The sequence below is a fragment of the Pseudomonas sp. MDT1-17 genome (genome assembly GCF_054898105.1).
Genome location: NZ_JBUBVM010000001.1, coordinates 5,255,061 through 5,277,870, shown reverse-complemented (window position 1 = coordinate 5,277,870; position 22,810 = coordinate 5,255,061). Strand labels below are relative to the sequence as shown.

21 protein-coding genes and 1 pseudogene are annotated in these 22,810 nt (G+C 59.7%); 13 read left to right on the top strand and 9 right to left on the bottom strand.

Features of this window, described 5'->3' with window-relative positions; all coding sequences use genetic code 11:
- Positions 1–461: 461 nt before the first annotated feature.
- Entirely contained in the window at positions 462–710 is a 249-nt protein-coding gene (locus ACYZTX_RS24490) for a DUF6124 family protein (RefSeq protein WP_462036201.1), read from the top strand.
- 91 nt (positions 711–801) lie between these two features.
- Here ACYZTX_RS24490 and ACYZTX_RS24485 read toward each other — a convergent pair whose 3' ends face one another.
- The 3 genes from ACYZTX_RS24485 to ACYZTX_RS24475 all read right to left on the bottom strand — a co-directional run bounded on the left by ACYZTX_RS24485 (position 802) and on the right by ACYZTX_RS24475 (position 2,585).
- Positions 802–1,398: a superoxide dismutase gene (locus ACYZTX_RS24485; protein ID WP_462036200.1), complete on the bottom strand. Its 597-nt coding sequence runs from the start codon at positions 1,396–1,398 to the stop codon at positions 802–804.
- A gap of 175 nt (positions 1,399–1,573) precedes the next feature.
- Positions 1,574–2,176: a LysE/ArgO family amino acid transporter gene (locus ACYZTX_RS24480; RefSeq protein WP_462036199.1), complete on the bottom strand. Its 603-nt coding sequence runs from the start codon at positions 2,174–2,176 to the stop codon at positions 1,574–1,576.
- Between the two features lie 7 nt (positions 2,177–2,183).
- Positions 2,184–2,585 (bottom strand): ACT domain-containing protein, encoded by a 402-nt coding sequence (locus ACYZTX_RS24475; RefSeq protein WP_282375406.1) that lies wholly within the window; start codon positions 2,583–2,585, stop codon positions 2,184–2,186.
- 96 nt (positions 2,586–2,681) lie between these two features.
- Here ACYZTX_RS24475 and ACYZTX_RS24470 point away from each other — a divergent pair, with 96 nt between their 5' ends.
- The 4 genes from ACYZTX_RS24470 (at position 2,682) to ACYZTX_RS24455 (ending at position 6,590) form a co-directional block, all read left to right on the top strand.
- Positions 2,682–3,575, top strand: coding sequence for a LysR family transcriptional regulator ArgP (locus ACYZTX_RS24470; RefSeq protein ID WP_462036198.1), 894 nt, complete (start codon positions 2,682–2,684; stop codon positions 3,573–3,575).
- A 56-nt stretch (positions 3,576–3,631) separates the two neighbouring features.
- Positions 3,632–4,624: an NAD-dependent epimerase/dehydratase family protein gene (locus ACYZTX_RS24465; RefSeq protein WP_462036197.1), complete on the top strand. Its 993-nt coding sequence runs from the start codon at positions 3,632–3,634 to the stop codon at positions 4,622–4,624.
- Between the two features lie 118 nt (positions 4,625–4,742).
- The gene (locus tag ACYZTX_RS24460; protein WP_462036196.1) at positions 4,743–5,618 is read left to right on the top strand and encodes an ATPase; all 876 of its coding nucleotides are present in this window, start codon (positions 4,743–4,745) and stop codon (positions 5,616–5,618) included.
- A 123-nt stretch (positions 5,619–5,741) separates the two neighbouring features.
- Positions 5,742–6,590 (top strand): cache domain-containing protein, encoded by an 849-nt coding sequence (locus tag ACYZTX_RS24455; protein WP_462036195.1) that lies wholly within the window; start codon positions 5,742–5,744, stop codon positions 6,588–6,590.
- 135 nt (positions 6,591–6,725) lie between these two features.
- Here ACYZTX_RS24455 and ACYZTX_RS24450 read toward each other — a convergent pair whose 3' ends face one another.
- Positions 6,726–8,243, bottom strand: a complete 1,518-nt coding sequence (locus tag ACYZTX_RS24450; RefSeq protein WP_462036194.1) for an MDR family MFS transporter — start codon at positions 8,241–8,243, stop codon at positions 6,726–6,728.
- A gap of 79 nt (positions 8,244–8,322) precedes the next feature.
- On the bottom strand, positions 8,323–9,516 hold the full coding sequence (gene pobA / locus ACYZTX_RS24445; RefSeq protein WP_462036193.1) for a 4-hydroxybenzoate 3-monooxygenase: 1,194 nt from the start codon (positions 9,514–9,516) through the stop codon (positions 8,323–8,325).
- Between the two features lie 179 nt (positions 9,517–9,695).
- Here pobA and ACYZTX_RS24440 point away from each other — a divergent pair, with 179 nt between their 5' ends.
- Positions 9,696–10,592 carry a helix-turn-helix domain-containing protein gene (locus ACYZTX_RS24440; RefSeq protein ID WP_462036192.1) on the top strand — a complete coding sequence of 299 codons (897 nt, stop codon included), beginning with the start codon at positions 9,696–9,698 and terminating at the stop codon, positions 10,590–10,592.
- Between the two features lie 9 nt (positions 10,593–10,601).
- Here the strand turns inward: ACYZTX_RS24440 and ACYZTX_RS24435 are convergent, their stop codons facing one another.
- Complete coding sequence (locus ACYZTX_RS24435; protein ID WP_462036191.1) at positions 10,602–10,778, bottom strand: hypothetical protein; 177 nt, start codon at positions 10,776–10,778, stop codon at positions 10,602–10,604.
- 161 nt (positions 10,779–10,939) lie between these two features.
- The gene (locus ACYZTX_RS24430; RefSeq protein ID WP_462036190.1) at positions 10,940–11,845 is read right to left on the bottom strand and encodes a LysR family transcriptional regulator; all 906 of its coding nucleotides are present in this window, start codon (positions 11,843–11,845) and stop codon (positions 10,940–10,942) included.
- A 221-nt stretch (positions 11,846–12,066) separates the two neighbouring features.
- Between ACYZTX_RS24430 and ACYZTX_RS24425 the strand changes: the two genes are divergently transcribed.
- A complete protein-coding gene (locus tag ACYZTX_RS24425; RefSeq protein WP_462036189.1) occupies positions 12,067–12,945 on the top strand; it encodes an MBL fold metallo-hydrolase in 879 nt (292 codons plus the stop codon).
- Positions 12,946–13,030: 85 nt separating this feature from the next.
- Here ACYZTX_RS24425 and ACYZTX_RS24420 read toward each other — a convergent pair whose 3' ends face one another.
- Positions 13,031–13,912 (bottom strand): LysR substrate-binding domain-containing protein, encoded by an 882-nt coding sequence (locus ACYZTX_RS24420; protein WP_462036188.1) that lies wholly within the window; start codon positions 13,910–13,912, stop codon positions 13,031–13,033.
- 159 nt (positions 13,913–14,071) lie between these two features.
- Here ACYZTX_RS24420 and ACYZTX_RS24415 point away from each other — a divergent pair, with 159 nt between their 5' ends.
- The 6 genes from ACYZTX_RS24415 (at position 14,072) to ACYZTX_RS24390 (ending at position 21,445) form a co-directional block, all read left to right on the top strand.
- Entirely contained in the window at positions 14,072–15,709 is a 1,638-nt protein-coding gene (locus ACYZTX_RS24415; protein ID WP_462036187.1) for a 5-guanidino-2-oxopentanoate decarboxylase, read from the top strand.
- Positions 15,706–17,154, top strand: coding sequence for an aldehyde dehydrogenase family protein (locus ACYZTX_RS24410; RefSeq protein ID WP_462036186.1), 1,449 nt, complete (start codon positions 15,706–15,708; stop codon positions 17,152–17,154). Before ACYZTX_RS24415 ends, ACYZTX_RS24410 begins: the two co-directional genes overlap by 4 nt.
- A gap of 218 nt (positions 17,155–17,372) precedes the next feature.
- Positions 17,373–18,476: an ABC transporter substrate-binding protein gene (locus tag ACYZTX_RS24405; RefSeq protein WP_462036185.1), complete on the top strand. Its 1,104-nt coding sequence runs from the start codon at positions 17,373–17,375 to the stop codon at positions 18,474–18,476.
- 144 nt (positions 18,477–18,620) lie between these two features.
- On the top strand, positions 18,621–19,529 hold the full coding sequence (locus tag ACYZTX_RS24400) for an ABC transporter permease (RefSeq protein ID WP_462036184.1): 909 nt from the start codon (positions 18,621–18,623) through the stop codon (positions 19,527–19,529).
- Entirely contained in the window at positions 19,526–20,374 is an 849-nt protein-coding gene (locus ACYZTX_RS24395) for an ABC transporter permease (RefSeq protein ID WP_462036183.1), read from the top strand. The genes ACYZTX_RS24400 and ACYZTX_RS24395 overlap by 4 nt, the downstream gene beginning before the upstream one ends.
- 15 nt (positions 20,375–20,389) lie before the next feature.
- Positions 20,390–21,445 (top strand): ABC transporter ATP-binding protein, encoded by a 1,056-nt coding sequence (locus ACYZTX_RS24390; RefSeq protein WP_462036182.1) that lies wholly within the window; start codon positions 20,390–20,392, stop codon positions 21,443–21,445.
- A gap of 131 nt (positions 21,446–21,576) precedes the next feature.
- Here ACYZTX_RS24390 and ACYZTX_RS24385 read toward each other — a convergent pair.
- A pseudogene (locus ACYZTX_RS24385) lies at positions 21,577–22,506 on the bottom strand (AraC family transcriptional regulator).
- Positions 22,507–22,810 lie beyond the last annotated feature (304 nt).

The window sequence follows — 22,810 nt, the reverse complement described above, 5'->3', positions numbered from 1 at the left end:
CAGCCGACCAATCTCTTTCTGCCAAACATCCATCCCCTGTGGGAGCGAGCTTGCTCGCGATGACGGCAGCACATTCAACATCTTTGTGACTGACAAACCGCTATCGTGAGCAAGCTCGCTCCCACAGGTTCCGCTTTTGTGTTTATTGAACTGTAAAAACGCCAGACCTTTCCCACGCAGTTTTCAGGTTGCCTGTCGGAAGCGGGGTCAATAACCTTTTGGCTGTCGCTGAAAACTCAGCGATCGGGTGTGAGAACCCGGCAACTTATGGTCATACAGAGCCCGTACACGCATAATTGCCGCCAGCTTATCCTGTCGTAAATGCGTTATGGCGGCTGTGTGCGGGCAGACTTTTGTCTGGTCCGGGTGTCCATAACCGGTTTCTCACCCCGCACATAGCTGCCACCTCTCCACCGCGTGAGAACGGTAATTGGTGGCCCTCAACGCGTGAGGAATTTTTTATGGATAAATTAATACCAGACCCACCCTACAGCCCGAGCCCCATGTACATGATTTCCCCGGACATGGATACCGAATCCCTCCTGGCCCACGCCTGTGAGTCATTGGCCTCGGCGAGTGTCATGGCTAGTGATCTCGCCACCTACCTGACCGGCTCCCAGCGCAGTACGGCGCTGGCCATCGCGCAGATCGTCATGTTGGCGGACTTGGCCGTGAATCGGGCGTTGGATATCGTCGACCCGCAGCAATAGGCGTTCCGATGAAGACGGCCTGACAGGCAACACATTTCCAGCGCCCAAAAAAAACCCGGCAAAAGCCGGGTTTTTTTGACTGGCGTCGATCTTAAGCGGTGAAGGTTTTACCTTCGAACTGCTCAGCCACGAATTTCCAGTTGACCAGGTTCCAGAACGCTTCGACGTATTTTGGACGAAGGTTGCGGTAGTCGATGTAGTAAGCGTGTTCCCAGACGTCGCAGGTCAGCAGCGGGGTGTCGCCGCTGGTCAGCGGGTTGCCGGCGCCGATGGTGCTGGCCAGGGCCAGGGAACCGTCAGCCTTTTTCACCAGCCAGCCCCAACCGGAACCGAAGGTGCCGATGGAAGTCTTGCTGAATTCTTCCTTGAACTTGTCGAACGAACCGAAGGCTGCGTTGATCGCGTCGCCAAGTGCGCCGGTTGGTTGACCGCCGGCGTTTGGCGCCAGGCAGTTCCAGTAGAAAGTGTGGTTCCAGACCTGAGCGGCGTTGTTGAAGATGCCGCCCGAGGAAGACTTGACGATTTCTTCCAGGGTCTTGCCTTCGAACTCGGTGCCTGGCACCAGGTTGTTCAGGTTCACGACGTAGGTGTTGTGGTGCTTGTCGTGGTGAAATTCCAGAGTTTCCTTGGAAATGTGCGGCTGCAGGGCATCGTGTGCGTAAGGCAGCGGCGGCAATTCGAAAGCCATGATGATTCTCCTAATCAGGTCAGTTGCGGTGAGCGCAAGGCCGATCACGGGCGGCCAGACAAGCGCCGTGGAGTTTGTACTCTTTGCGGCGCCGGGTTCGGATCATAGCACCGGGGGTGCGGCATAACCACGCAACAACTGTGTGGGATAGAGGTTCCAGAGCCTTTTGGAATATTCAGGGGGCGACGATTAATTGAAAGGCCACCGCAAACATCATCACCGCTACCAACAGATCGAGAATCCGCCAGGTGCTTGGCCGGGCCAGCCATGGCGCCAACCATGCGGCGCCTAATGCCAAGGTGAAAAACCACAACAACGACGCACTCGCGGCGCCCACCACATAAGCGCCGGGCTCTGTTTGTTGCGCGCCGAGGGAGCCGATCAGCAACACGGTATCCAAATAAACGTGCGGGTTGAGGAACGTCACGGCCAGCGCGCTGAGCATCACCGCGCGCAACGAGCGCACAGTCTGGTTTTCACCTTGTTGCAGGCTCTGTTTCGAGCAGGCCCGACGCAACGCCAGGCTGCCATACCAAATCAGAAACGCCGCGCCACCCCAACGGGCGACCGCCAGCAACGTCGGGTTTTGCGCCAGCACCGTCGCCAGGCCGAATACCCCGGCGGCCACCAGCAGTGCATCGCAGGTGACGCACAGCGCCGCCACTGGCAGGTGATGTTCGCGCCTGAGGCTCTGAGCCAACACAAACGCATTCTGAGTACCGATCGCCATGATCAGCCCCGCGGCCACCAGCAGGCCGTTCACATAGCTTTGCCACATAAGATGTTTACTCCGCGTTGGCCGCCAGATCCCGCAGCACGTGCAGGGCGCGTTCGGCATCGGCCTGGCCGACGAATAAATGGTCGTGGTAATAGCCGGCAATCACGTTGCAACTGATGCCGGCCTGGCCTAATGCCGTGGCGAACGCGGCGGTCAGGCCGACGGCTTCGAGGGCCGAGTGCACGTTCAAGGTGATCCAGGCCGCGATGTAATCGAAACTGAAACCGGCCTTCTCGGCGTGGGAACGTTCCAGAATCACTGTCAGACCTTCCTGCTCGCGGAAACTGCCGACGATCTCAAGGCCCGCGGGCAACTTGCCGTCGCGCAGGGTGCAGAACACGTATTCGCCGACGTTGAGTTGCGGGCTCATGCTGCGCAGCAGGGTTGCCAATGAAGTTTCGCCAGCCATATCGATGATCCTTGTTCAAGAGTTCTTGCTGGCCATTCTCCGGTGCAAAGCTGTATAAGAAAAACCAATCATGCTGATCGCTCATTAGGAAAACTGATGTTCGACTATAAATTGCTTTCTGCTCTGGCTGCGGTGGTCGAGCAGGCCGGTTTCGAACGTGCTGCGCAGGTGTTGGGTTTATCCCAATCGGCGATCTCTCAACGCATCAAATTGCTCGAGGCGCGGGTCGGTCAACCGGTGCTGGTGCGGGTTACACCGCCAGCGCCCACCGAAATCGGTCGACGACTGCTCAACCATGTGCAGCAGGTGCGTTTGCTTGAACGGGACTTGCAAACCCTGGTGCCGGCTCTCGACGAAGAAGGCCTGCCGGAACGCCTGCGCATCGCTTTGAATGCCGACAGCCTCGCCACGTGGTGGGCCGTGGCGGTTGGGGATTTTTGTGCGCAGCAGCATCTGCTGCTCGATCTGGTGGTCGAAGACCAGACCGTCGGCCTCAAACGCATGCGCGCCGGTGAAGTCGCGGCGTGTGTCTGCGCCAGTGAGCGACCGGTGGCCGGAGCGCGCAGCGTTTTGCTGGGGGCCATGCGCTACCGTGCGTTGGCCAGTCCGACGTTCATTGCCCGGCATTTTCCTGAAGGTGTGCGTGCCGATCTGTTGTCGAAAACGCCAGCGCTGGTCTTTGGCCCTGACGATTTCCTACAGCATCGCTACCTCGCCTCCCTCGGCGTCGATGGCGGATTCGAACACCATCTATGCCCCTCGTCCGAAGGCTTCATCCGCCTCACAGAAGCGGGACTCGGTTGGGGCCTGGTGCCTGAACTGCAGGTGCGCGAGCAACTGGAGCGCGGTGTACTGGTGGAGCTTTTGCCAGATAGGCCGATCGATGTGCCGCTGTACTGGCATCATTGGCGCAATGGCGGTCAGTTGCTGGGGTTACTGACCGATCAGTTGGTGCGCTCGTCAAAGCAATGGCTGGTGCCGTTGGACTGATAGGCAGCGTCAAGACCTCACGCAATACGCAAAAAACGAAATATTCGGAGCAATTCATGAAGATTCTGGTCACCGGCGCAAGCGGTTTCATCGGCGGGCGCTTTGCGCGTTTCGCCCTGGAGCAGGGCCTGGACGTGCGGGTCAACGGTCGCCGGGCGGAAAGCGTGGAGCATCTGGTGCGCCGTGGCGCCGAGTTCATCCAGGGCGACTTGAGCGAGCCGGAACTGGCGCGCGACCTGTGCTCAGACGTCGAAGCCGTGGTGCATTGCGCCGGCGCGGTCGGCTTGTGGGGGCGTTATCAGGACTTTCATCAAGGCAACGTGCAGGTCACGGAAAACGTGGTCGAGGCCTGCCTGAAACAGCGGGTTCGACGACTGGTGCACTTGTCGTCGCCGTCGATCTACTTTGATGGCCGCGATCATCTGGGGCTGACCGAAGAACAGGTGCCCAAGCGCTTCAAACATCCCTACGCCGCGACCAAATACCTGGCCGAACAGAAGGTTTTCGGCGCGCAGGAATTCGGTCTTGAAACCCTGGCCCTGCGCCCGCGTTTCGTCACGGGGGCCGGCGACATGAGCATCTTCCCGAGATTGCTGAACATGCAACGCAAGGGACGGCTCGCCATCATCGGTAACGGCCTGAACAAGGTCGATTTCACCAGCGTGCAAAACCTCAATGAAGCGTTGCTCAGCAGTTTGCTGGCCAGCGGTTCGGCCTTGGGCAAGGCCTACAACATAAGCAACGGCACGCCGGTGCCGCTGTGGGACGTGGTCAATTACGTGATGCGCAAGATGGAAGTCCCACAGGTCACCCGCTACCGTTCCTACGGTTTGGCCTACACCGTGGCGGCGCTCAACGAGGGGGTGTGCAAGGTGTGGCCCGGTCGTCCCGAACCGACCCTGTCGCGACTGGGCATGCAGGTCATGAACAAAAATTTCACCCTGGACATCAGCCGCGCCCGGCATTATCTGGACTACGATCCCAAAGTCAGTCTCTGGACCGCCCTCGATGAATTCTGTGGCTGGTGGAAGGCCCAGGACATTCACTGACTCAGGGTTACGAGCGGCAACACTGAACCGAGTTCGGGGTTCAGGGTCAATCGATGCGGCAGTGGGGGTTATACTGCGCCGCATCAAGCCATCACCGCGTTCCACAAAGGTTGACTCAATGTCCATGCGTAACGATGCCAACGACGACTTCGACGATGTACCGAGCCTGCGTGCCAAAAGCCTCGACGACGATGATTTTCCGACCACCGCTCGTACCTCCGTACATTCGCGGACCGCGCCAGTCGTCAAAGTCAAAAGCGCGAGCACCGGCCCGCTGTGGGCATTGGTGGGTGCCTTGTTCTTTGCGTTTGCAGGTCTTGCCTGGTGGAGCTTTCAGCAGCTCTCGCTGATGGAACAGCAATTGGTGGCGACCCAGGAAAGTTTCGCGCGTATCAGTGAGGATGCGGCGGGGCGCTTGCAGGACATTTCCGGCAAGGTTGTAGCCAGCCAGACCAACGTCAGCAGCGACAGCGAAGCCTTGAAGCTGCAAATCAAGCAGCTGGAAAGCAAACTCCAGGATCAGAGCAAACAGCAGCAAGGCGTTCTCGGCCAGACCACCGATCTGGACAAGCGTCTGGCGCAGATGACCGCGCAGACCACCGAGCTGGACAAACACTTGGCGCAGATGACCGCTCAGACCACTGAGCAACAGACTGCCACCATTCAATTGCAGGCTCAGGTCAAAGTCTTGATCAGCGACGTAGCCGTGCTGAAAAGTGCCCCGGCGGACACAGACAAATTCGACGCACAGCTGAAAAGCCTCGGATCCGACATCGTCGCACTGAAGAAGCAAGGCAACCCGAGCGCCGCCATCGAGCGTCTGGAGCAGGAAGTCATTGTCCTCAAAAGTGAGCAAGACAACCGTCCGACACCTGCTCAAGGGGCGACCAACACCGCTGAGTTCGACGCCTTCCGTGGCCAGGTCACCCGCAACATCAACACCCTTCAAGCGCAGATCCAGAATCTGCAGCAGCAGCTCCGCGCCCGGCCTTGAGCCATGAATCATTCCCGGATTCATCGGGAATGATTTCCTTACACACTGCGATTCGCTGAATATCCATACATGCCCCATTGCCGTCTACGCTCTTGAAACACCAACAAGAACGAGGGATGCGCAATGGGGTTTTTGCATAGGTTGGCCTTGCTCGGCGTGATGCTTTTGCTGTGCCTGGGCCAGGCTCAAGCCGCCGGCACGGAAAAGGACGATAGCCAGGCAGCAAAAGCCTTGCTGGAAAAAGCCTTGGCCTACTACCACGACAATGGCGACAAGGCCTTCGCTGCCTTCAGTCGCCAAGGTGAATTTGTCGACAAGGATCGTTACGTGTTCGTGGTCGACACCAAGGGCGTGATGCTCGCCAGCGGTGGCCCGTCTTCGGCGTTGATTGGCCGTGATGTGTCCGATGTGCTCGGGCCGGATTTGCAGAAAACCTTCAAAGCCGCCTTGAACGTGCCGGAGGGCAATAGCATTCAGCAGGCTGAATATCGCTGGCAGAACTGGTCCGACGGCAAGGTCGAACGCAAGCATGTGTTCTACCAGCGCATCGGTCAGCGGATCCTCGCGGTGGGTTACTACTTGCCACGGGCGTCAGCGGAACAGGCGATGGCCTTGCTGAACAAAGCGGCGACTGATCTGGCCAAGGATGAGAAGGGCACACTCACGGCCATCAACTCTCTCAAGGGCGGTTACTTGCAGGATGACCTGTACGTCTTTGTCGTCGACCTGAATACCCAGCGTTACGTCGCCCACGGCACCAACTTGAGGTTGATCAATACCGATTTCAGCAAGATCAAGGACCCTGAAGGCAAACCGGTGGGCGAGCCAATCCTGGCGTTGATTGGCAAGCAGGACTACGGCGAATACGCCTACCGCTGGAAAAACCCGGTGACCGGCAAGGTCGAGGACAAGCATGCCTACCTGAAAAAGGTCGGGCATTTTCTGGTGGCTGTCGGGTATTACAGCCCTTGAATGGTGGTGCCTGACAGGCCGCATTCGCGAGCAGGCTCGCTCCCACAGTAGATCTCCAGTGATCACAGCATTTGTGTACGACACAGATCCAATGTGGGAGCGAGCCTGCTCGCGAATGCAGGCGCTTCGGTCTATCTACCGGACCTTATCCTCGCGCCCACGCAACACCCTGTTTGGCATGGCGATCGCTGCCGCCAGCCCCAGCAGCGACACCGCCGCGCTGACCATCAACAAATGCCGGAAGGTCAGCAGCAGTTCGGCGCGCAAGGCGTTTTGCGCATCCCCCGGCGCGGCGTTTAAGCCGTCGAGCAGCACATTCCCCGAGCTGCCCTCGGCAATCATCGACGAGCCCGCCAGGTGGGCGAAACTTGAGTCCTGCAACAACGCCAGCAGCAGTGCTGACATCAACGCCACACCCACCGCGCCGCCCAGGGAGCGGAACAGGTTGGTGGTGCTGGTGGCGACGCCGATATCGCGCTGTTCCACCGAGTTCTGCGTCCCGACCAATGAAGTCGGGAATTGCATGCCGCTGGCGATCCCGCTGAGCAACATAAACAGACTACTGAGCACAAATGCCTGGGGAGGACTGAACGCCATACCGAGAATCGAGATCGGCATGAGCAGGGCGCCGGTCAGGATCATCGGTTTGTAGCGCCCGGTCACTGAGGTCCGGCGGCCGGCGAAATAGGCGCCGATCGGCAAACCTATCGCCAGCGGCAACAGGTGTAACGCGGCGCTATCGGCCCCGGCGCCGGTAACGCTCTGAAAGCGCAGCGGCATCAGCACAATCAGCGAGATCGCCTGGAAACTGGTAAAGAAAATCGTGCACCAGCACAGGATCGCATTGCGGTTGGCGAACAAATGCATCGGCAACAATGGCTCCCGCGCCCGGCGTTCATGCCAGACAAACAGCGCCAGCACTAACACTGCGCAACCGAGCAAGCCCAGCACTTCGGCACTGCGCCACGAATGGCCCTGACCGACCTGAGTGATGCCCAGCAGCAAGGCGGTCAAACCGATGATCATCAGCACTGTACCGAGGTAATCAATGATCGGTTTGCGTTGAGGCACAGGCAAACCCACCAACGTTCGATTGGCCACCAGCCAGGCACCGAGGCCCAACGGAAGATTGATCAAAAACACCCAGCGCCACGACAAGTACTCGGTCATGTAGCCTCCGAGCACCGGGCCGGCCACACTGGCCACGGCGTACATGCTGCTGAAATAGCCTTGATAGCGGCCACGCTCCCGGGGCGGGACGATGTCACCGATGATCGCCTGGCTGACCGAAATCATCCCGCCAGCGCCAATGCCTTGAACAATTCGCGCCAGCACCAGTTGCTCCATGCTCTGGGCCATGCCGCAGAAAAACGATGCAATCGTGAACAACCCCATGCCGAACAGCATCAACGTGCGACGACCGTACAGATCGCCCAATTTGCCGTAGATCGGCACGGCCACCGTCATCGCCACCATGTAGCCGGAAATCACCCAGGCCAGCAGGTTGACGTCCTTGAATTGTGCGGAGATGGCCGGCATCGACACGGCGACGATGGTCTGGTCCAGCGCGCCCAGAAAGATCGCCAGCATCAGGGCGATCAACACGCTGCGAATGGCCGGTTTGGTCGCTTCAGGCTGGTTGAGATTGGTCACGGGTTAAAACCTGCGGGCAGTGATTGACCCGCAAGCGCAAGGCGAGCGGGGATGCTCGCCAGTGTAAGTCGGTAGCAGGCTATTCGATAGCCTCGTAAGGAAGGCCGACGTAATTTTCTGCAATGGTTTTTCTGCCGACCTCGGAGTCGACGAAGTAAGCAAGTTCTGACTCGGCGATGCGCTGACTGAAGGCGTCGTGATCATCGAAGCGGTGCAGCATCGAGGTCATCCACCAGGAAAACCGTTCGGCTTTCCACACCCGGCGCAAACAGACCTCGGAGTATTTCTCCAGCAAATCCAACCGACCCTCTCGGTAAACCTTCAGCAGAATAGTGAACAGCGTACTGACGTCGCTCGCCGCCAGGTTCAGGCCCTTGGCGCCAGTGGGCGGGACAATGTGCGCGGCGTCACCGACCAAAAACATCCGCCCGTACTGCATCGGTTCTACGACAAAACTGCGTAACGGGGCGATGCTTTTTTCGATAGACGGCCCCGTTATCAGGTTGTCGGCCAAGGCTTCAGGCAAGCGGGACTTGAGTTCATCCCAGAAGCGTTGATCGGACCAGTCCTCGACTTGATCAAAGGCAGGCACCTGAAGGTAGTACCGGGTGCGGGTCGCCGATCGCATGCTGCACAGGGCAAAACCGCGCGCGTGGCGGGCGTAGACCAGTTCTTCGTGAACGGGCGGCGTGTCAGCGAGGATGCCGAGCCAGCCAAACGGGTAGATCCGCTCAAAGACTTTCAGGCACTCGGCGGGAATCGACTGCCGCGTCACGCCATGAAAACCGTCGCACCCGGCGATGTAGTCACAATCGAGTCGATACAGCTCGCCGTCTTTTTCAAACGTCACGAACGGCGCTTCGGTTTTCATCCCGTGAGCAACGACGTTGCCTGCTTCGTAAATCGTCTGCGCACCGGCCTCCCGACGAGCGGCCATGAGGTCGCGGGTGACCTCGGTCTGGCCGTAGATCATTACCGTTTTGCCGCCGGTCAGGGCGTGCAAATCGATGTGTACCCGGCGCCCGTCGAGGGCCAGTTCGAAGCCGGTGTGGACCAGCCCTTCGGCGTCCATGCGCTGACCCACTCCGGCCTGGCGCAACAGCTCTGCCATGCCTTGTTCGAGGACGCCGGCACGGATTCGTCCGAGCACATAGTCCGGGGTCTGGCGTTCAAGAATGAGGGTGTCGATGCCGGCGTTATGGAGCAATTGGCCGAGCAGTAAACCGGAGGGGCCAGCGCCAATGATGGCGATTTGAGTTTTCAGCGTTTTCATTGTTTTCAAGACTCGCAAGCGCCACGCGACCATGGCCGGTGAATTATTTTTATGGATCGAGTGCTTGCATTTTTCCCCCGCGAGTCTGTCAATTGAAGGGGAAAACTGAGCCGATACCTGTACATTCTGCCAATCGGTGCGATTATCGCCCGCTACCCCTCGAGGCCTGGATTGAAGTGATGAACAAGCCTGAGCTACCTTCGATTCCTGTGTTCAAGCTCTACGGTGAAAGCCTGGATTGGCCGACCCCGGACTTGCTGCACTGTGAAACAATTTCCAAGCGCAGCCGCGAACATCAATGGGAAATCAAACCCCACCGCCACGCCGATTTGTGCCAGTTGCTCTTCGTATTCAAAGGTCAGGCAGAGCTTGAAATCGAAGGTAAACGTACGCAATTGACCGAGCCGGCGATTCTGGTTTTGCCGCCGTTATCGGTGCATGGCTATCGGTTTTCCGAGGATGTCGAAGGGTTTGTGGTGACCCTGGCGGCGCCGCTGGTCGCCCATCTTCAGGTGCAACTGGGCAATGCTGTGAACGCCCTGGCGCAGGCCGAAAGTTATCCGGCGGGCAAGGAAGGCGAATACCTCAACAGCCTGTTTTCAGCGCTGCAAGGCGAATACACCGGCCACCAACCGGCACGCGAAATGCTAATGCATTCGCTGGTCAGCGTGATCATGGTGTGGGTCAGCCGCCAGGTGATTTCCCGCCGCAACGCCAGCCAGCGTCCGCAGCGTGCCCGGGAATACCTCAACGGTTTTATCCAGTTGGTGGAAGAGACCTACCGCCAACACGTCAAGGTCGAGGACCTGGCCCATCGGTTGGGGATTTCCGTGTCCCACCTCAATGGCACCTGCCGTGAGCTGGCGGGACAACCGGCGTTGCAGATCATGCATGAGCGTCAGTTGCTGGAGGCCAAGCGTTTGCTGACCTATACCAGCATGACCATTTATGAGATGTCCGACGTGCTGGGGTTCTCTGATCCGACCAACTTCACGCGCCTGTTCCGTCGACGAGTGGGGATCTCGCCCAAAGCATTTCGCGACCGTTTGAAGGCCGATCAGGACAACGAGGCCTGATCCCCTTCGTTACTTGAGGGCGTTAAGGGTCGCGTTGTGGGGAATGCAGCGCTCGAAGTTGCAGCTCGCGTATTCACGGGGCATTTGCCGCAACTCCTCGACGCGCCAGGCCGCTGTGCCATACAGCGCGAGTGTGGCCGCGCAGGTGATAAAAATGGCGAGGTATCTTCTTGTTTTGATGTTCATGGCGTTGACCTCTGAACGAATACCCTTCGGTACTCCTTTCAGCATAGGTCAGAGGTGGTGAGTTGTGTAGGCTGGCGAAGCCTGCGATCTTTTGATCTTGTTTTTAATCTTCTGTGGCTCTGAAAAGATCAAGTTCAAAAGATCGCAGGCTTCGCCAGCTCCTACAAGTTTGCGTCCCACGCCGGTTCTTCCGGAAATCTGAGCACCAGAAAATCCAGCATGCTGCGCAGCGTCGCCGGCATGTGTTTGCGTGAGGCATACACCGCGTAAACATTCATTTGCCGAGGTTCAGCGTGGGACAGCAGGCGGATCAGTTCGCCGCTGTGGATATGCACGCCGGCCTGATAACTGGGGAGCATCGCCACTCCGGCGCCGGCCATCGTCGCTCGCAACAGCGTGCTGGCTTCGTTGGCGCTGATGTTGCCCTGCACCGGCACTGACACCGGCTCGCCGTCCTCCTCGAAATGCCAGAGGCTTTTGCCGAAATAGGTGTGGGTCAGGCAATTGTGCTGGCTCAGGTCCTCGACCCGCCGTGGCGTCGGGTGCTCGAGCAGATAAGCGGGGGAGGCGCAGATCACCGAGCGGCAGACCGTCAGCCGCCGCGCGATCAGGTTCGGGTCCAGGTCGTTGCTGGTGCGAATCGCCAGATCGATGCGCTCATCCACCAGGTTCACCGTGCGGTCGAGCATCTGCAGGTCGATGCTGACGCCGGGGTAACGTTTGACGTAAGCGGCCATGGCATCCGCCAGTTGTGCCTGACCGAACGAAGTACTGACGCTGATCCGCAGCAGGCCACGCGGCGCATCGTCCGGTTCGCTGACGGCGGCTTGCATGTCCGTGGACAGGTCGAGCATCTGCCGACAACGGGGCAGTATTTCACTGCCGGCGGCGGTCAGGCTCAGCTTGCGCGTGGTGCGGTGCATCAGGCGTGCGCCGACCCAATCCTCCAGCTCCGCCAGATAACGCGAAACCACTGGCCGTGACAGGTCCAGATGATCGGCGGCGGCCGACTGGCTGCCGAGGTCAACCACCGTGACGAACACCCGCATTGCTTGTAGACGATCCATCATTTGCCCGCTTTCAGAAACAAACTATGTTCCAGCATCGCATTTTTTGTACTGAGTCATGCAACTAAGCTCTGTCCCCTGTAGGAGCTGACGAGTGAAACGAGGCTGCGATCTTTTGATCTTGCCTTTAAAAAGCAAAGTCACAAGATCGCAGCCTCGTTTCACTCGTCAGCTCCTACAGAGCCATCGGCCAACCCTGGCCATCGACAACGGAGCAACAGATGATCGGTTTCACTACTCTCAAGCGCGTTTTACTGACCAGCGCCGCTCTTGGCTTCGCGGCTCATGCGGCGGCATCGACCCTGACCCTGGATGTCTACAATCCAGGCGACAAGGCGATCTTCCCGGTGACCTCGGTGTTGGTCAGCGGCGAGAAAGACGCGATTTTGGTGGATGCACAATTTGGTAAATCCCAGGCTGAACAGGTTGTGGAAAAAATCCGCGCCAGCGGCAAGCAACTGACCACCATCTACATCAGCCACGGCGACCCGGATTACTACTTCGGCCTCGACACCCTGATCGCCGCATTCCCCCAAGCCAAAGTGCTCGCCTCGCAGCCAACCGTGGATCACATCAAAAAAACCGTCGACGGCAAACTGGCGTTCTGGGGGCCGAAAATGGGCACTGACGTACCAGCCAAAACCATCGTGCCGGATGTCCTCAAGGGCGACAGCCTGATGCTCGAAGGGCAGAAACTGCAGGTGGTGGGTCTTGAGGGCAAGCAACCGGATCGCACCTTTGTGTGGATTCCGTCGATCAAGGCTGTGGTCGGTGGCGTCGTCGTCGCAGAAAACATTCACGTGTGGATGGCCGATACCCAGACGCCGCAATCCCATGCCGATTGGCTGATGACGCTGCATGCGATCGAAACCTTGAAGCCGAAAACCATCGTGCCGGGTCATTACCTGGGTGAGAGCGCCCGTTCGCTGGCCGCTGTGCAGTTCACCGCCGATTACATCAAGGTGTTCGACGAAGAAACCGCCAAGGCAAAAGACGCTGCCGAACTGATCGCCGCGATGAAAAAACGCTACCCGACACTGGGTGAAGAAAGCTCCCTGGAACTGAGCGCCAAAGTCGCCAAGGGCCAGATGAAGTGGTAACCCACCGTAGCTGATCGTTCCCACGCTCTGGTCTGCACCGCAAACCTGTAGCCGCAGGCTTCGCCAGCGGCTACAGGGTTTCGGCTCAACGTGACTGGGCTTGCTCCACCAACCACCCCATCAATTCCCTCAACTTCGGCGAAGGCCCCGGTTTCTCGGGGAAAACCAGGTAATACGCCAACCCGGTCTTCACCTTCAAGTCAAACGGCATGACCAGCCGCCCGGCACTCAAATCATCGCCAATCAACGACCAGTCCCCAATCGCCACCCCCGTCCCTTGGGACGCCATCGACATCGCCAGATCCAGCGTTTCGAAATGCTGACCCTTGCCGACATTGCTCAGGCGAATATCAGCCGTTGCCAGCCAGGCCTTCCAGTCCCGTTCATCCCGGGTCGGGTGCAGCAACATGTGCTGTTCCAGATCCTCCGGCGTCAGCAGCGGCACCGGACCTTCGAGCAACGGCTTGGAGCAGACCGGCGTCAGTTGTTCGTCAAACAGCCGATGGGCCGCCAGTGAGGTGTCCGGTGGCACGCCATACACCACGGCCGCATCGAACTGCTCGCGATGAAAGTCCACGCCGTGTTTGACCGTGGTGGTCAATTCCACCGGCACGTCCGGGCGCTCCCTTTGCCACTGCAACAGCCGCGGCAACAGCCAGCGCATGACACACGTCGGGGCCTTGAGTTGCAAGGTTTCGCGCTTCTCGCCGATCTGCTCCACCGCCTCGTCGATCAAGCCGAAAATCTGCTGCACCCGTGGCAGCCACTCCCGTCCTTCGGCAGTCAGGTCGAGGCCGCGCGCCTGGCGAATGAACAGTTCATAACCCAGATGTTCTTCCAGCCCGGCGATCTGCCGGCTCACCGCACCTTGGGTGATGTACAGCTGTTCGGCAGCCCGGGTGAAGTTGCAGCACTGCGCGGTGATCAGAAAAGTGTGCAGCGCCGGCAGGGGAGGCAATCGTTTCATTGGGATCCAAGGTATGACGTGAGGACATGGCTAGTATGATTTTTTATCCATTGTTGCGGCTACGTGTCGCCCGTTCCAATGAGGCCATCCCTGGACCTGCCCACGCATCATAAACACTGCGCAGGCCTGGCGTCTCAAACGAACAAGAAGGGCAAAGACATGGCGACGTGCGGCGAAGTATTGGTCAAGCTACTCGAAGATTACGGGGTCGAGCAGGTGTTCGGCATTCCCGGGGTTCACACCGTGGAGCTGTACCGCGGGCTGGCCCGTTCGAGCATCAACCACGTCACTCCGCGTCACGAACAGGGCGCCGGTTTCATGGCCGACGGTTACGCTCGCACCAGCGGCAAGCCGGGTGTGTGCTTCATCATCACCGGCCCTGGCATGACCAACATCACCACCGCCATGGGCCAGGCCTACGCCGACTCGATCCCGATGCTGGTGATCTCCAGCGTGCAATCGCGCAGCCAGTTGGGCGGCGGTCGCGGCAAGCTGCACGAGCTGCCGAACCAGAGTGCATTGGTCGGCGGTGTGGCGGCGTTCTCCCACACCTTGATGTCGGCGGCTGAGTTGCCGGGCGTACTGGCCCGTGCTTTTGCCCTGTTCCAGGCCGGTCGTCCGCGCCCTGTGCATATCGAAATTCCGTTGGACGTGCTGGTAGAAGAGGCCGACGACCTGCTCAGCAGTCTCCCGGTGAACATCGACCGCGCGGGTGCCTCGCCGAGTGCGATCAGCCGCATGACCGCGCTGCTGGCCGGTGCCAAGCGCCCACTGATTCTCGCCGGTGGCGGTGCCATCGATGCCGCCGCCGAGTTGACTGAACTGGCCGAACTGCTGGACGCCCCGGTGGCCCTGACCATCAATGCCAAAGGCATGCTCGAGTCCAACCATCCGCTGCTGATCGGCTCGACCCAGAGCCTGGTCGCCACTCGCGCTCTGGTGGCCGAGGCTGACGTGGTATTGGCGATCGGCACCGAGCTGGCCGAGACCGATTACGACGTCACCTTCGCCGGCGGTTTTGAGATTCCCGGCGTGCTGCTGCGGGTGGACATCGACCCTGACCAGACCGTGCGCAACTACCCGCCGAAGGTCGCGTTGGTGGCCGACTCGCGCAACGCTGCTCAAGCTTTGTTGAGCGCGCTGTCGCACAAGTCGCTGGCCGAGCGCCGTAACGATTGGGGCCAGGTCCGTGCCGCACGCTTGCGCGACGAACTCGCCGCCACCTGGGACGCTCCGACCCTGGCCCAGACCCGCTTCCTTGAAACCGTTCTGCACGAATTACCGGACGCCGTGTTCGTCGGCGATTCGACCCAACCGGTGTACACCGGCAACCTGACGTTCAACCCGGAACGTCCGCGTCGCTGGTTCAACTCGTCCACCGGTTACGGCACCCTCGGTTATGCCTTGCCGGCAGCGATCGGCGCTTGGCTCGGCGGCAGCGTTGAAGGTGGCGTGCGTCCTCCGGTTGTGTGTTTGATCGGCGACGGCGGCCTGCAATTTACCTTGCCGGAACTGGCCAGTGCCGTTGAAGCGCGCACCCCGGTGATCGTTCTGCTGTGGAATAACCAGGGCTACGAAGAGATCAAGAAATACATGGTCAACCGCGCCATCGAGCCGGTGGGCGTGGACATCTACACCCCGGACTTCATCGGTGTCGCCAAGGCGCTGGGCTGTGCAGCCGAAGCCATCAACGGTGTCGAGCAACTGCGCAACGCACTGCGTGCCGCCGCCGATCGCCAGGGCCCGACCCTGATTGAAATCGATCAGACCCAGTGGATGAAGGCGGTGTCGAAATGAGTTTTCCAACCACTCTTGATGGTCTGTACATCAACGGCCAATGGTCGGCCGGCAACGAACACTTGCGCGTGATCAACCCGGCGACCGAAGCCCTGTTGACCACCGTGAATGGCGGCGATGAGCGGGCGGTCGATCAAGCCGTCACTGCCGCGGCCAACGCCTTCAAGCAATGGTCGAACACCACCGGCGCCGAGCGCGGCGCGATCCTGCGCAGAATCGCTGCGGGCGTGCAGGCCGGTCGTGAACAGTTGATGCACTTGCAATCGAGCAACAACGGCAAACCGCTGTTCGAAGCGGCCATCGACGTCGATGACGTGATCGCCACATTCGACTATTACGCAGGTCTGGCCGAAGGCCTGGACGCCAAACAGGACAGCAATGTCGAGCTGCCAACCGACGATTTCAGCGCTCGTCTGCGTCGCGAACCCGCAGGTGTTGTTGGTCTGATCGTGCCGTGGAACTTCCCGATGGTCACCACCGCGTGGAAACTCGCGCCGGCTCTGGCCGCCGGTTGCTGCGTGGTGCTCAAGCCTTCCGAAGTGACACCGCTGCCAGAACTGGAACTGGCGGCGATCATCGCCGAGGCCGGTCTGCCCAAGGGCGTGTTCAACCTGGTCTGCGGCACCGGCCTGGCGGTCGGCGCGCCGTTGTCGGCCGACCCGCGCGTGGCCAAGATTTCCTTCACCGGCAGCAACGCCATCGGCGTGCAGGTTATGCAACGCGCGGCGGAAACTGTCAAAGGCGTGAGCCTGGAACTGGGCGGCAAATCCTCGCTGCTGGTGCTTAAAGACGCCGACATTGAACTGGCCGTGGAAGTGGCCTGTGGTGGTGGTTTCTTCAACGCCGGGCAGATGTGTTCGGCTACCAGCCGTGTGCTGGTCGCTGATGAACTGGCCGATGAGTTCCTCATCCGGTTGAAGGCCCGCGCCGAAGCCATTCGCGTGGCCGACCCGTTCGATCCGAACGTGGAAATGGGCGCACTGGTCAATCAGGCGCAATACCAGCGTGTGCTTGGGCACATCGATCGCGGTTTGAGTGCCGGCGCCAAGCTGATGTGCGGCGGCAATCGTCCGGCAGACCTGCCGCGCGGGTATTTTTTGCAGCCGACGATTTTCATCGACGTGCCCCTCGACAGTGCGCTGTGGTGTGAAGAGATCTTTGGGCCAGTGATTTGCGTGCGCAGCTTTGCCTCCGAAGCCGAGGCGATTGCCCTGGCCAACGACAGCCAGTTCGGTCTGGTGGCCAGCGTGGTCACTCGCGACGCTGAAGCTGCCGATCGGGTCGCCAACGCCCTGCAGGCGGGGCTTGTGTGGATCAACGCGCCGCAAGTGATCTTCCCGCAGACCGCCTGGGGTGGCTACAAACAGAGCAGCATCGGCCGCGAGTTGGGGCCGTGGGGCTTGCAGGCATTTCAGGAAATCAAACACGTAATTCGGGCGGTCTGACGGCTCGAGAACGGTCAGTGCATGCCTCGTGATGAGGCATGCGCGGACGTCATGGCTTCAATGAATTTTTATCGATAGTCAGGTGTTTTGCACGACCTCAGGATGAAGCTGTCGGCGCCGCTCTTGCCCTTTGAAACCGGGGGCTTTAAGCAGATCCGACCGCGCGGATGCAAGGGTTGCGACCAACCTCATACTTACAAAAACAAAGGGAGTCCTTCATGGGCGAGCATGATCTAAACAGACGTCAATTCATTAAAACCGTGGGCGTGGCGTCGGTAGCTGCGGCGGCCATGAGCTTGCCCTTCGTCAAGGCCAATGCCAGCGATACCCGATTCCAGGGCAAGACTCTGCGTTTGCTGACCTGGTCGGATGACACCGGCCTCGCGGCACTGCGCAATATCGCGGCAACCTTCGAGGACAAGTACGGCTGCAAGGTCATCGCTGACCGCACCGGCAGTACCTCGGAAATGGTTGCCAAACTCAAGGCAGCCGGTGATCGTCCGCAGTACGACATCATCACTCTGGCCGGCGTCGGCGCCGAAGGCCTGGCTGCTGCCGGGCTGCTGGAAAAACCTGACCTCAACCGTATTCCCAACCTGGTCGATGTGCCGGAAAAATACCGCACCGGCGCCAATGGTCACGGCATCGGTTACCTGCTTTGGTGCAACAGCCTGGTCTATAGCACCCGCACCGTTAAAGAAGCGCCGGACAGCTACGCCGCCCTGTGGGACGCCGACCTGTCGCCGAACATCTTCCTGCCGCCGCCGAACTGGACCGAGGCCATGGACCTGATCATCATCGCCGCCAAACTGGCCGGTGGTGACGAGCACAACATCGAACCGGGCTTCAAGAAGCTCGCCGAGCTCAAGGACCGTGTAGTGACCTTGGGTGAAAACCCGAACCAGATCGCCGAACTGTTCCGCACCGGTTCCCTGGACATGGGTGGCTTGTACGCACCGGCGTTTTTCCCGAAACAGATCCGCGATCCAGCCTACGGTCTGGGCGCCACGTTCGGCATGAAGGAAGGTTTCTACACCGACCTGATGCTCTCGGTCATGCCGAAGAATCGTCCGGGTGACACCGACCTGGTCTACGCCTTCATCAACCACTCTCTGGACCCACTGGTGCAGGGCAAGATGGCTGAGGACATCTACAACGGTCCAGTCAACGCCAAGGCGATCATCTCTGCCGAAGCGCGCAAGAGCCCGTACATCCTCACGCCGGAGCAGATTGCCGAGAAAGCGATCATGCACGACAACGCCTTCCTGGCCTCCGTGCATGACCAATGGATTCGTCGTTACACGGAAATCTTTTCTTCCTGATCCGTAGGAGCTGCCGGAGGCTGCGATCTTTTGATCCTGCTCTTCGGTGGCTCTGAAAAGATCAAAAGATCGCAGCCTTCGGCAGCTCCTACAGGGGGCCGGGCGCGCGAGTATTTCTGATCTTCCATTGACGAGACCCTTGCTATGGAACACCAACCTCTGACTCATCCGGTCGCCGCCGCTGCAGTGCGCGCCAATCGGGGTGTTTCGCCGACGACGCGTGCCTGGTTTTTCCTCTCGCCGTCGATGCTGTTTCTGGGCGTATTGATTGCCGCCAGCCTCTTGGTACTGCGCATGAGCGTCGGCACCAAAGGCGCGGAATGGACCGGGTTCAGCCTGGCCAGTTACGCCCAATTGCTGGAACCGTATTACCTCAAATCCTTGCTGCTGACCCTGCGTCTGGCGCTGATCAGCGCGGTGATCGCGGTGGTGCTGGCGATTCCGGTGGCCTACACCATGTCGCGGCTGACCTCACCCTTCGTGCGACGGATCTTCCTCGCGGCGGTGCTGCTGCCATTGCTGGTCAACCTGCTGCTGCAAAGCTACGGCTGGCTGGTGATTCTCGGCCCGGGCGGGATGCTCAATCAGGCGCTGATGGGCCTGGGCCTGATCAAGCGACCGATCATGCTGCTCTACAACCAGAACGGTGTACTGATGGGCCTGGTGCAAACCGCGTTCCCGTTGGCCGTGCTGCCGATTGCCAGCGCCATGCGCGGCGTCGCCCGTACCTACGAAGAAGCCGCCGCCACCCTGGGCGCCAGCCGTTTGCAGGTGTTCCGCCAAGTGGTGCTGCCGATGAGTATGCCGGGGATCATCACTGGCGCGACGTTGGTGTTCGCCTACAACGCCAGCAGCTTTGTGGTGCCTTTGCTGCTCGGTGGCCGACGCGTGCCGATGCTGGCCGTGATGGTCCATGACCAGATCGCCCCGCTGATGAACTGGCCCGCCGCCTCCGCTGCCGGTGTGGTGTTGATTGTCACCACGCTTGCAATCATGACCTTGTCCGAATACATCACTGGCCGTCGTCGGCGCATGCTGGAGGCTTCGCAATGAGCTCTGTGATCAAGAAACGTTATGGGCTGCTGCCGGGCGAGACTGGCAAGTTTGCCGGCATCCTGTCGGGCTTCATCCTGCTGCTGGCGGTGTTGCCGATCCTGACCATGATCGTGATGTCGTTCAGCGGTGCGTCGAACCTCGACTTCCCGCCGAGCAGCTACAGCCTGCAATGGTACAAGGCCGCCTGGCACACCTTTGTCTCGCCGGACTCCAGCGATGTGCTGAGCCTCGGCCAAGCCATGACCACCAGCCTGATGGTCGCGTGCCTGACCATGGTGTTCGCGACAATCATTGCGGTGCCGGCGGCCTATGCGCTGACCCGTTGCGAGTTCCGCGGCAAAGCCGTGGCGCTGCAATTGATGTCGCTGCCGTTGGTGTTTCCGATGGTGGTGTTGGGCCTGGCGTTGCTGCTGGTGTTCGACAGCCTGCCGTTCCAGATGACCACCTCACGGCTGGTGATTGCTCACGTGATTCTGGCGTTACCGTTCGTGGTGAAGAACTGCACCGCAGCGATGCTTTCCATCGGCAGTGAAGTCGAAGAGGCCGCGCAGATGCTCGGTGCTTCGCCGACCCGGGCGATTATCGATGTGGTAGTTCCGCTGATGAAGTCGGGGATTCTGGCGGGCATGCTGCTGGCGTTCATCGTTTCGTTCAACGAATTCACCGTGACCTATTTCCTCTACACCATCGACGTCATGACCGTGCCGATCTGGATGTACAGCCGCACCGTGTCTTCGCTCGACCCCACCGTTTTCTCGTTTGCCGTGCTGATCGTGCTGATCGACTTCGTCCTGATTTGGGCGTTGGAGAAGCTGGTCGGTGAAGGTGGCGTTTCGTTCTGATTCTTGAGGTGCAACATGACTGGTCTGATTCTGGAAAACGTCGAGAAACATTACGGCTCGGCCTGCGCGGTAAAAGATGTAAACCTGCATTTGCCCGAGGGCAAACTGGTGTGTTTTCTCGGCCCTTCGGGCTGCGGCAAAACTACGTTGCTGCGAATGATCGCAGGGCTCGAAACCCTGAGCGGCGGCGAGATTCGCCTGGACGGTGAAGACATCGGCCACACCCCGGCGCATCAACGTAATTTCGGCATGGTGTTTCAATCGCTGGCGCTGTTCCCGCACATGACGGTGGGGGAGAACATCGCCTATCCGCTTAAACTGCGTGGCGTCAGCAAGGCCGATCAGCAGGCGCGAGTGGTGGAGTTGCTTGAGCTGATTCAACTGCAGGAAATGATTGATCGCCCGGTGGCAAAACTCTCCGGCGGTCAACGCCAGCGCGTGGCGATTGCCCGGGCGATTGCCAACCACCCGAAAATTCTGCTTCTGGATGAACCGCTGTCGGCACTGGACGCCAAGCTGCGTGAGTCGATGCAGGTGGAAATCCGTCAGCTGCAACAACGCTTGAACATCACCACCATCCTGGTGACCCACGACCAGCGTGAAGCCATGACCATGGCCGATATCGTGGTGGTGCTGGGTGAGCATCGGGTGCAGCAAGTGGGCACGCCGATTGAGATTTATCGTCACCCGGCCAACGAATTCGTCGCGGACTTCATTGGCTCTGGGAATATCTTCCCGGCCACCGCGCTGGGCAACGGCAAGATTGGCTTGCCGGGTGGCGATGCGCTGGAAGTACCGATCTGCAGCAGCATCGTGGTGGGGGAGAAAGTCAAAATGCTGATTCGCCCTGAAGACCTGCAACTGTCGCATCCGCAGGCGACGGCGGGGAATCGGTTGCTCGGTAAGGTGACGTTCGTGCGTGATATTGGCGCGACGATTGAAACCACCGTTGAGTGTTCCGGGGTTTCGTTTACGGCGTTGAGTACGCCGTGTCAGGGGTTTGGGTTGAGCATTGGCAATCCGGTGTCGGTGACCTTGCCGGCTGAGGCGTGTCGCGTACTGAGCGCCTGATCCAGATTTGATGTTGGACTGACTGGCCTCTTCGCGAGCAAGCCCGCTCCCACAATGGATCGGTGTACACCAGCCCCCTGTGGGAGCGGGCTTGCTCGCGAAGAGGCCAGCACAATCAACATAGATCTCAGCTAGACCGTCAACCGCAACCGCGCCAAATCCCTTAACGGCGGCGCCCCAAACAATCGGCTGTACTCCCGGCTGAATTGCGACGGACTTTCATACCCCACCCGATACCCCGCCGCCGACGCCTCCAACCCTTCCGCCAGCATCAACCGCCGCGCTTCTTGCAGGCGCAACTGCTTCTGATACTGCAACGGACTCATCGCCGTCATCGCCTTGAACCGGTGATGCAACGTCGACACGCTCAAGTTCACTTCCTTCGCCAGATCATCGATGCGCAGCGGCTGTTCATAGTTGCCGTTGAGCCATTTGATTGCCTGGCTGATGCGATGGCTCTGGCTGTTGGCGATGGCGATTTCATACAGTCGATGCCCCTGTTTGCTGCGCAACAACCGATAGAGAATCTCCCGACGAATCAGCGGCGCGAGCATGGCGATGTCTTTCGGGGTCTCGATCAACCGGGCCAGACGCAGCACGGCGTCGAGCATGGCGGTGTCGATTTGTTCGACATACAGGCCGCGGCCGGTGGGGCGGGTTGGTACGCCCAATGGACCGGCGTCGGCAATCAGCGCTGTGATTTCCGCCGGGTCGATGTCCAGCCGCACGGCGAGGATCGGTTCCTCGGGCGAGACGTTCACCACACGCCCGCTCAGCGGCATCGAGACCGAGACCACCAGGTAATTCAGCGGGTCGTAATTGAAGTATTCATCCGCCAGCCTGACCTCTTTGCGCCCCTAAGCCATGATGCACAAGGCCGGTTGGGCAAGTACGGAGGCGAAGTTATGAGATTGGCTGTGGCGCGACATGAACAGCGAGCCGACCGCAGTGGCATAACTGCCATCCTCCTGAGTGTTGCGGCGGATGATGGCGGCCAGTTCCGTGCGCTGTTTCTCCATGTCGGCGTCCAGCGGGGCTTGAAAGTGATCGAGCGACGACATGCTGGGCATCCTCGGTGAGGCGTTGATAATGAGCCGAGCTTAAGTTTGTGCAAGACAACGCGGTAGACACATCCTGCCAAAAGCTTGCCTGATTCTGCACGGGGTCGAAGCGTTGCGCTGTTTTGGCAGCTTATGGTCGGGGAAACTTGCTTGAAAATCGTGTTTCAGTCCTGTGACAGGAATCACACGTTGTTACAGGTGCGGAATGCAGCCTCGCAGGATTGTGCAACAAGCCGGCAGGAATCGACTAACGGCGCGGCGTCCGGGCGCTTAACCTTGGATCCTGTCGCAGCCCGTCCCACGG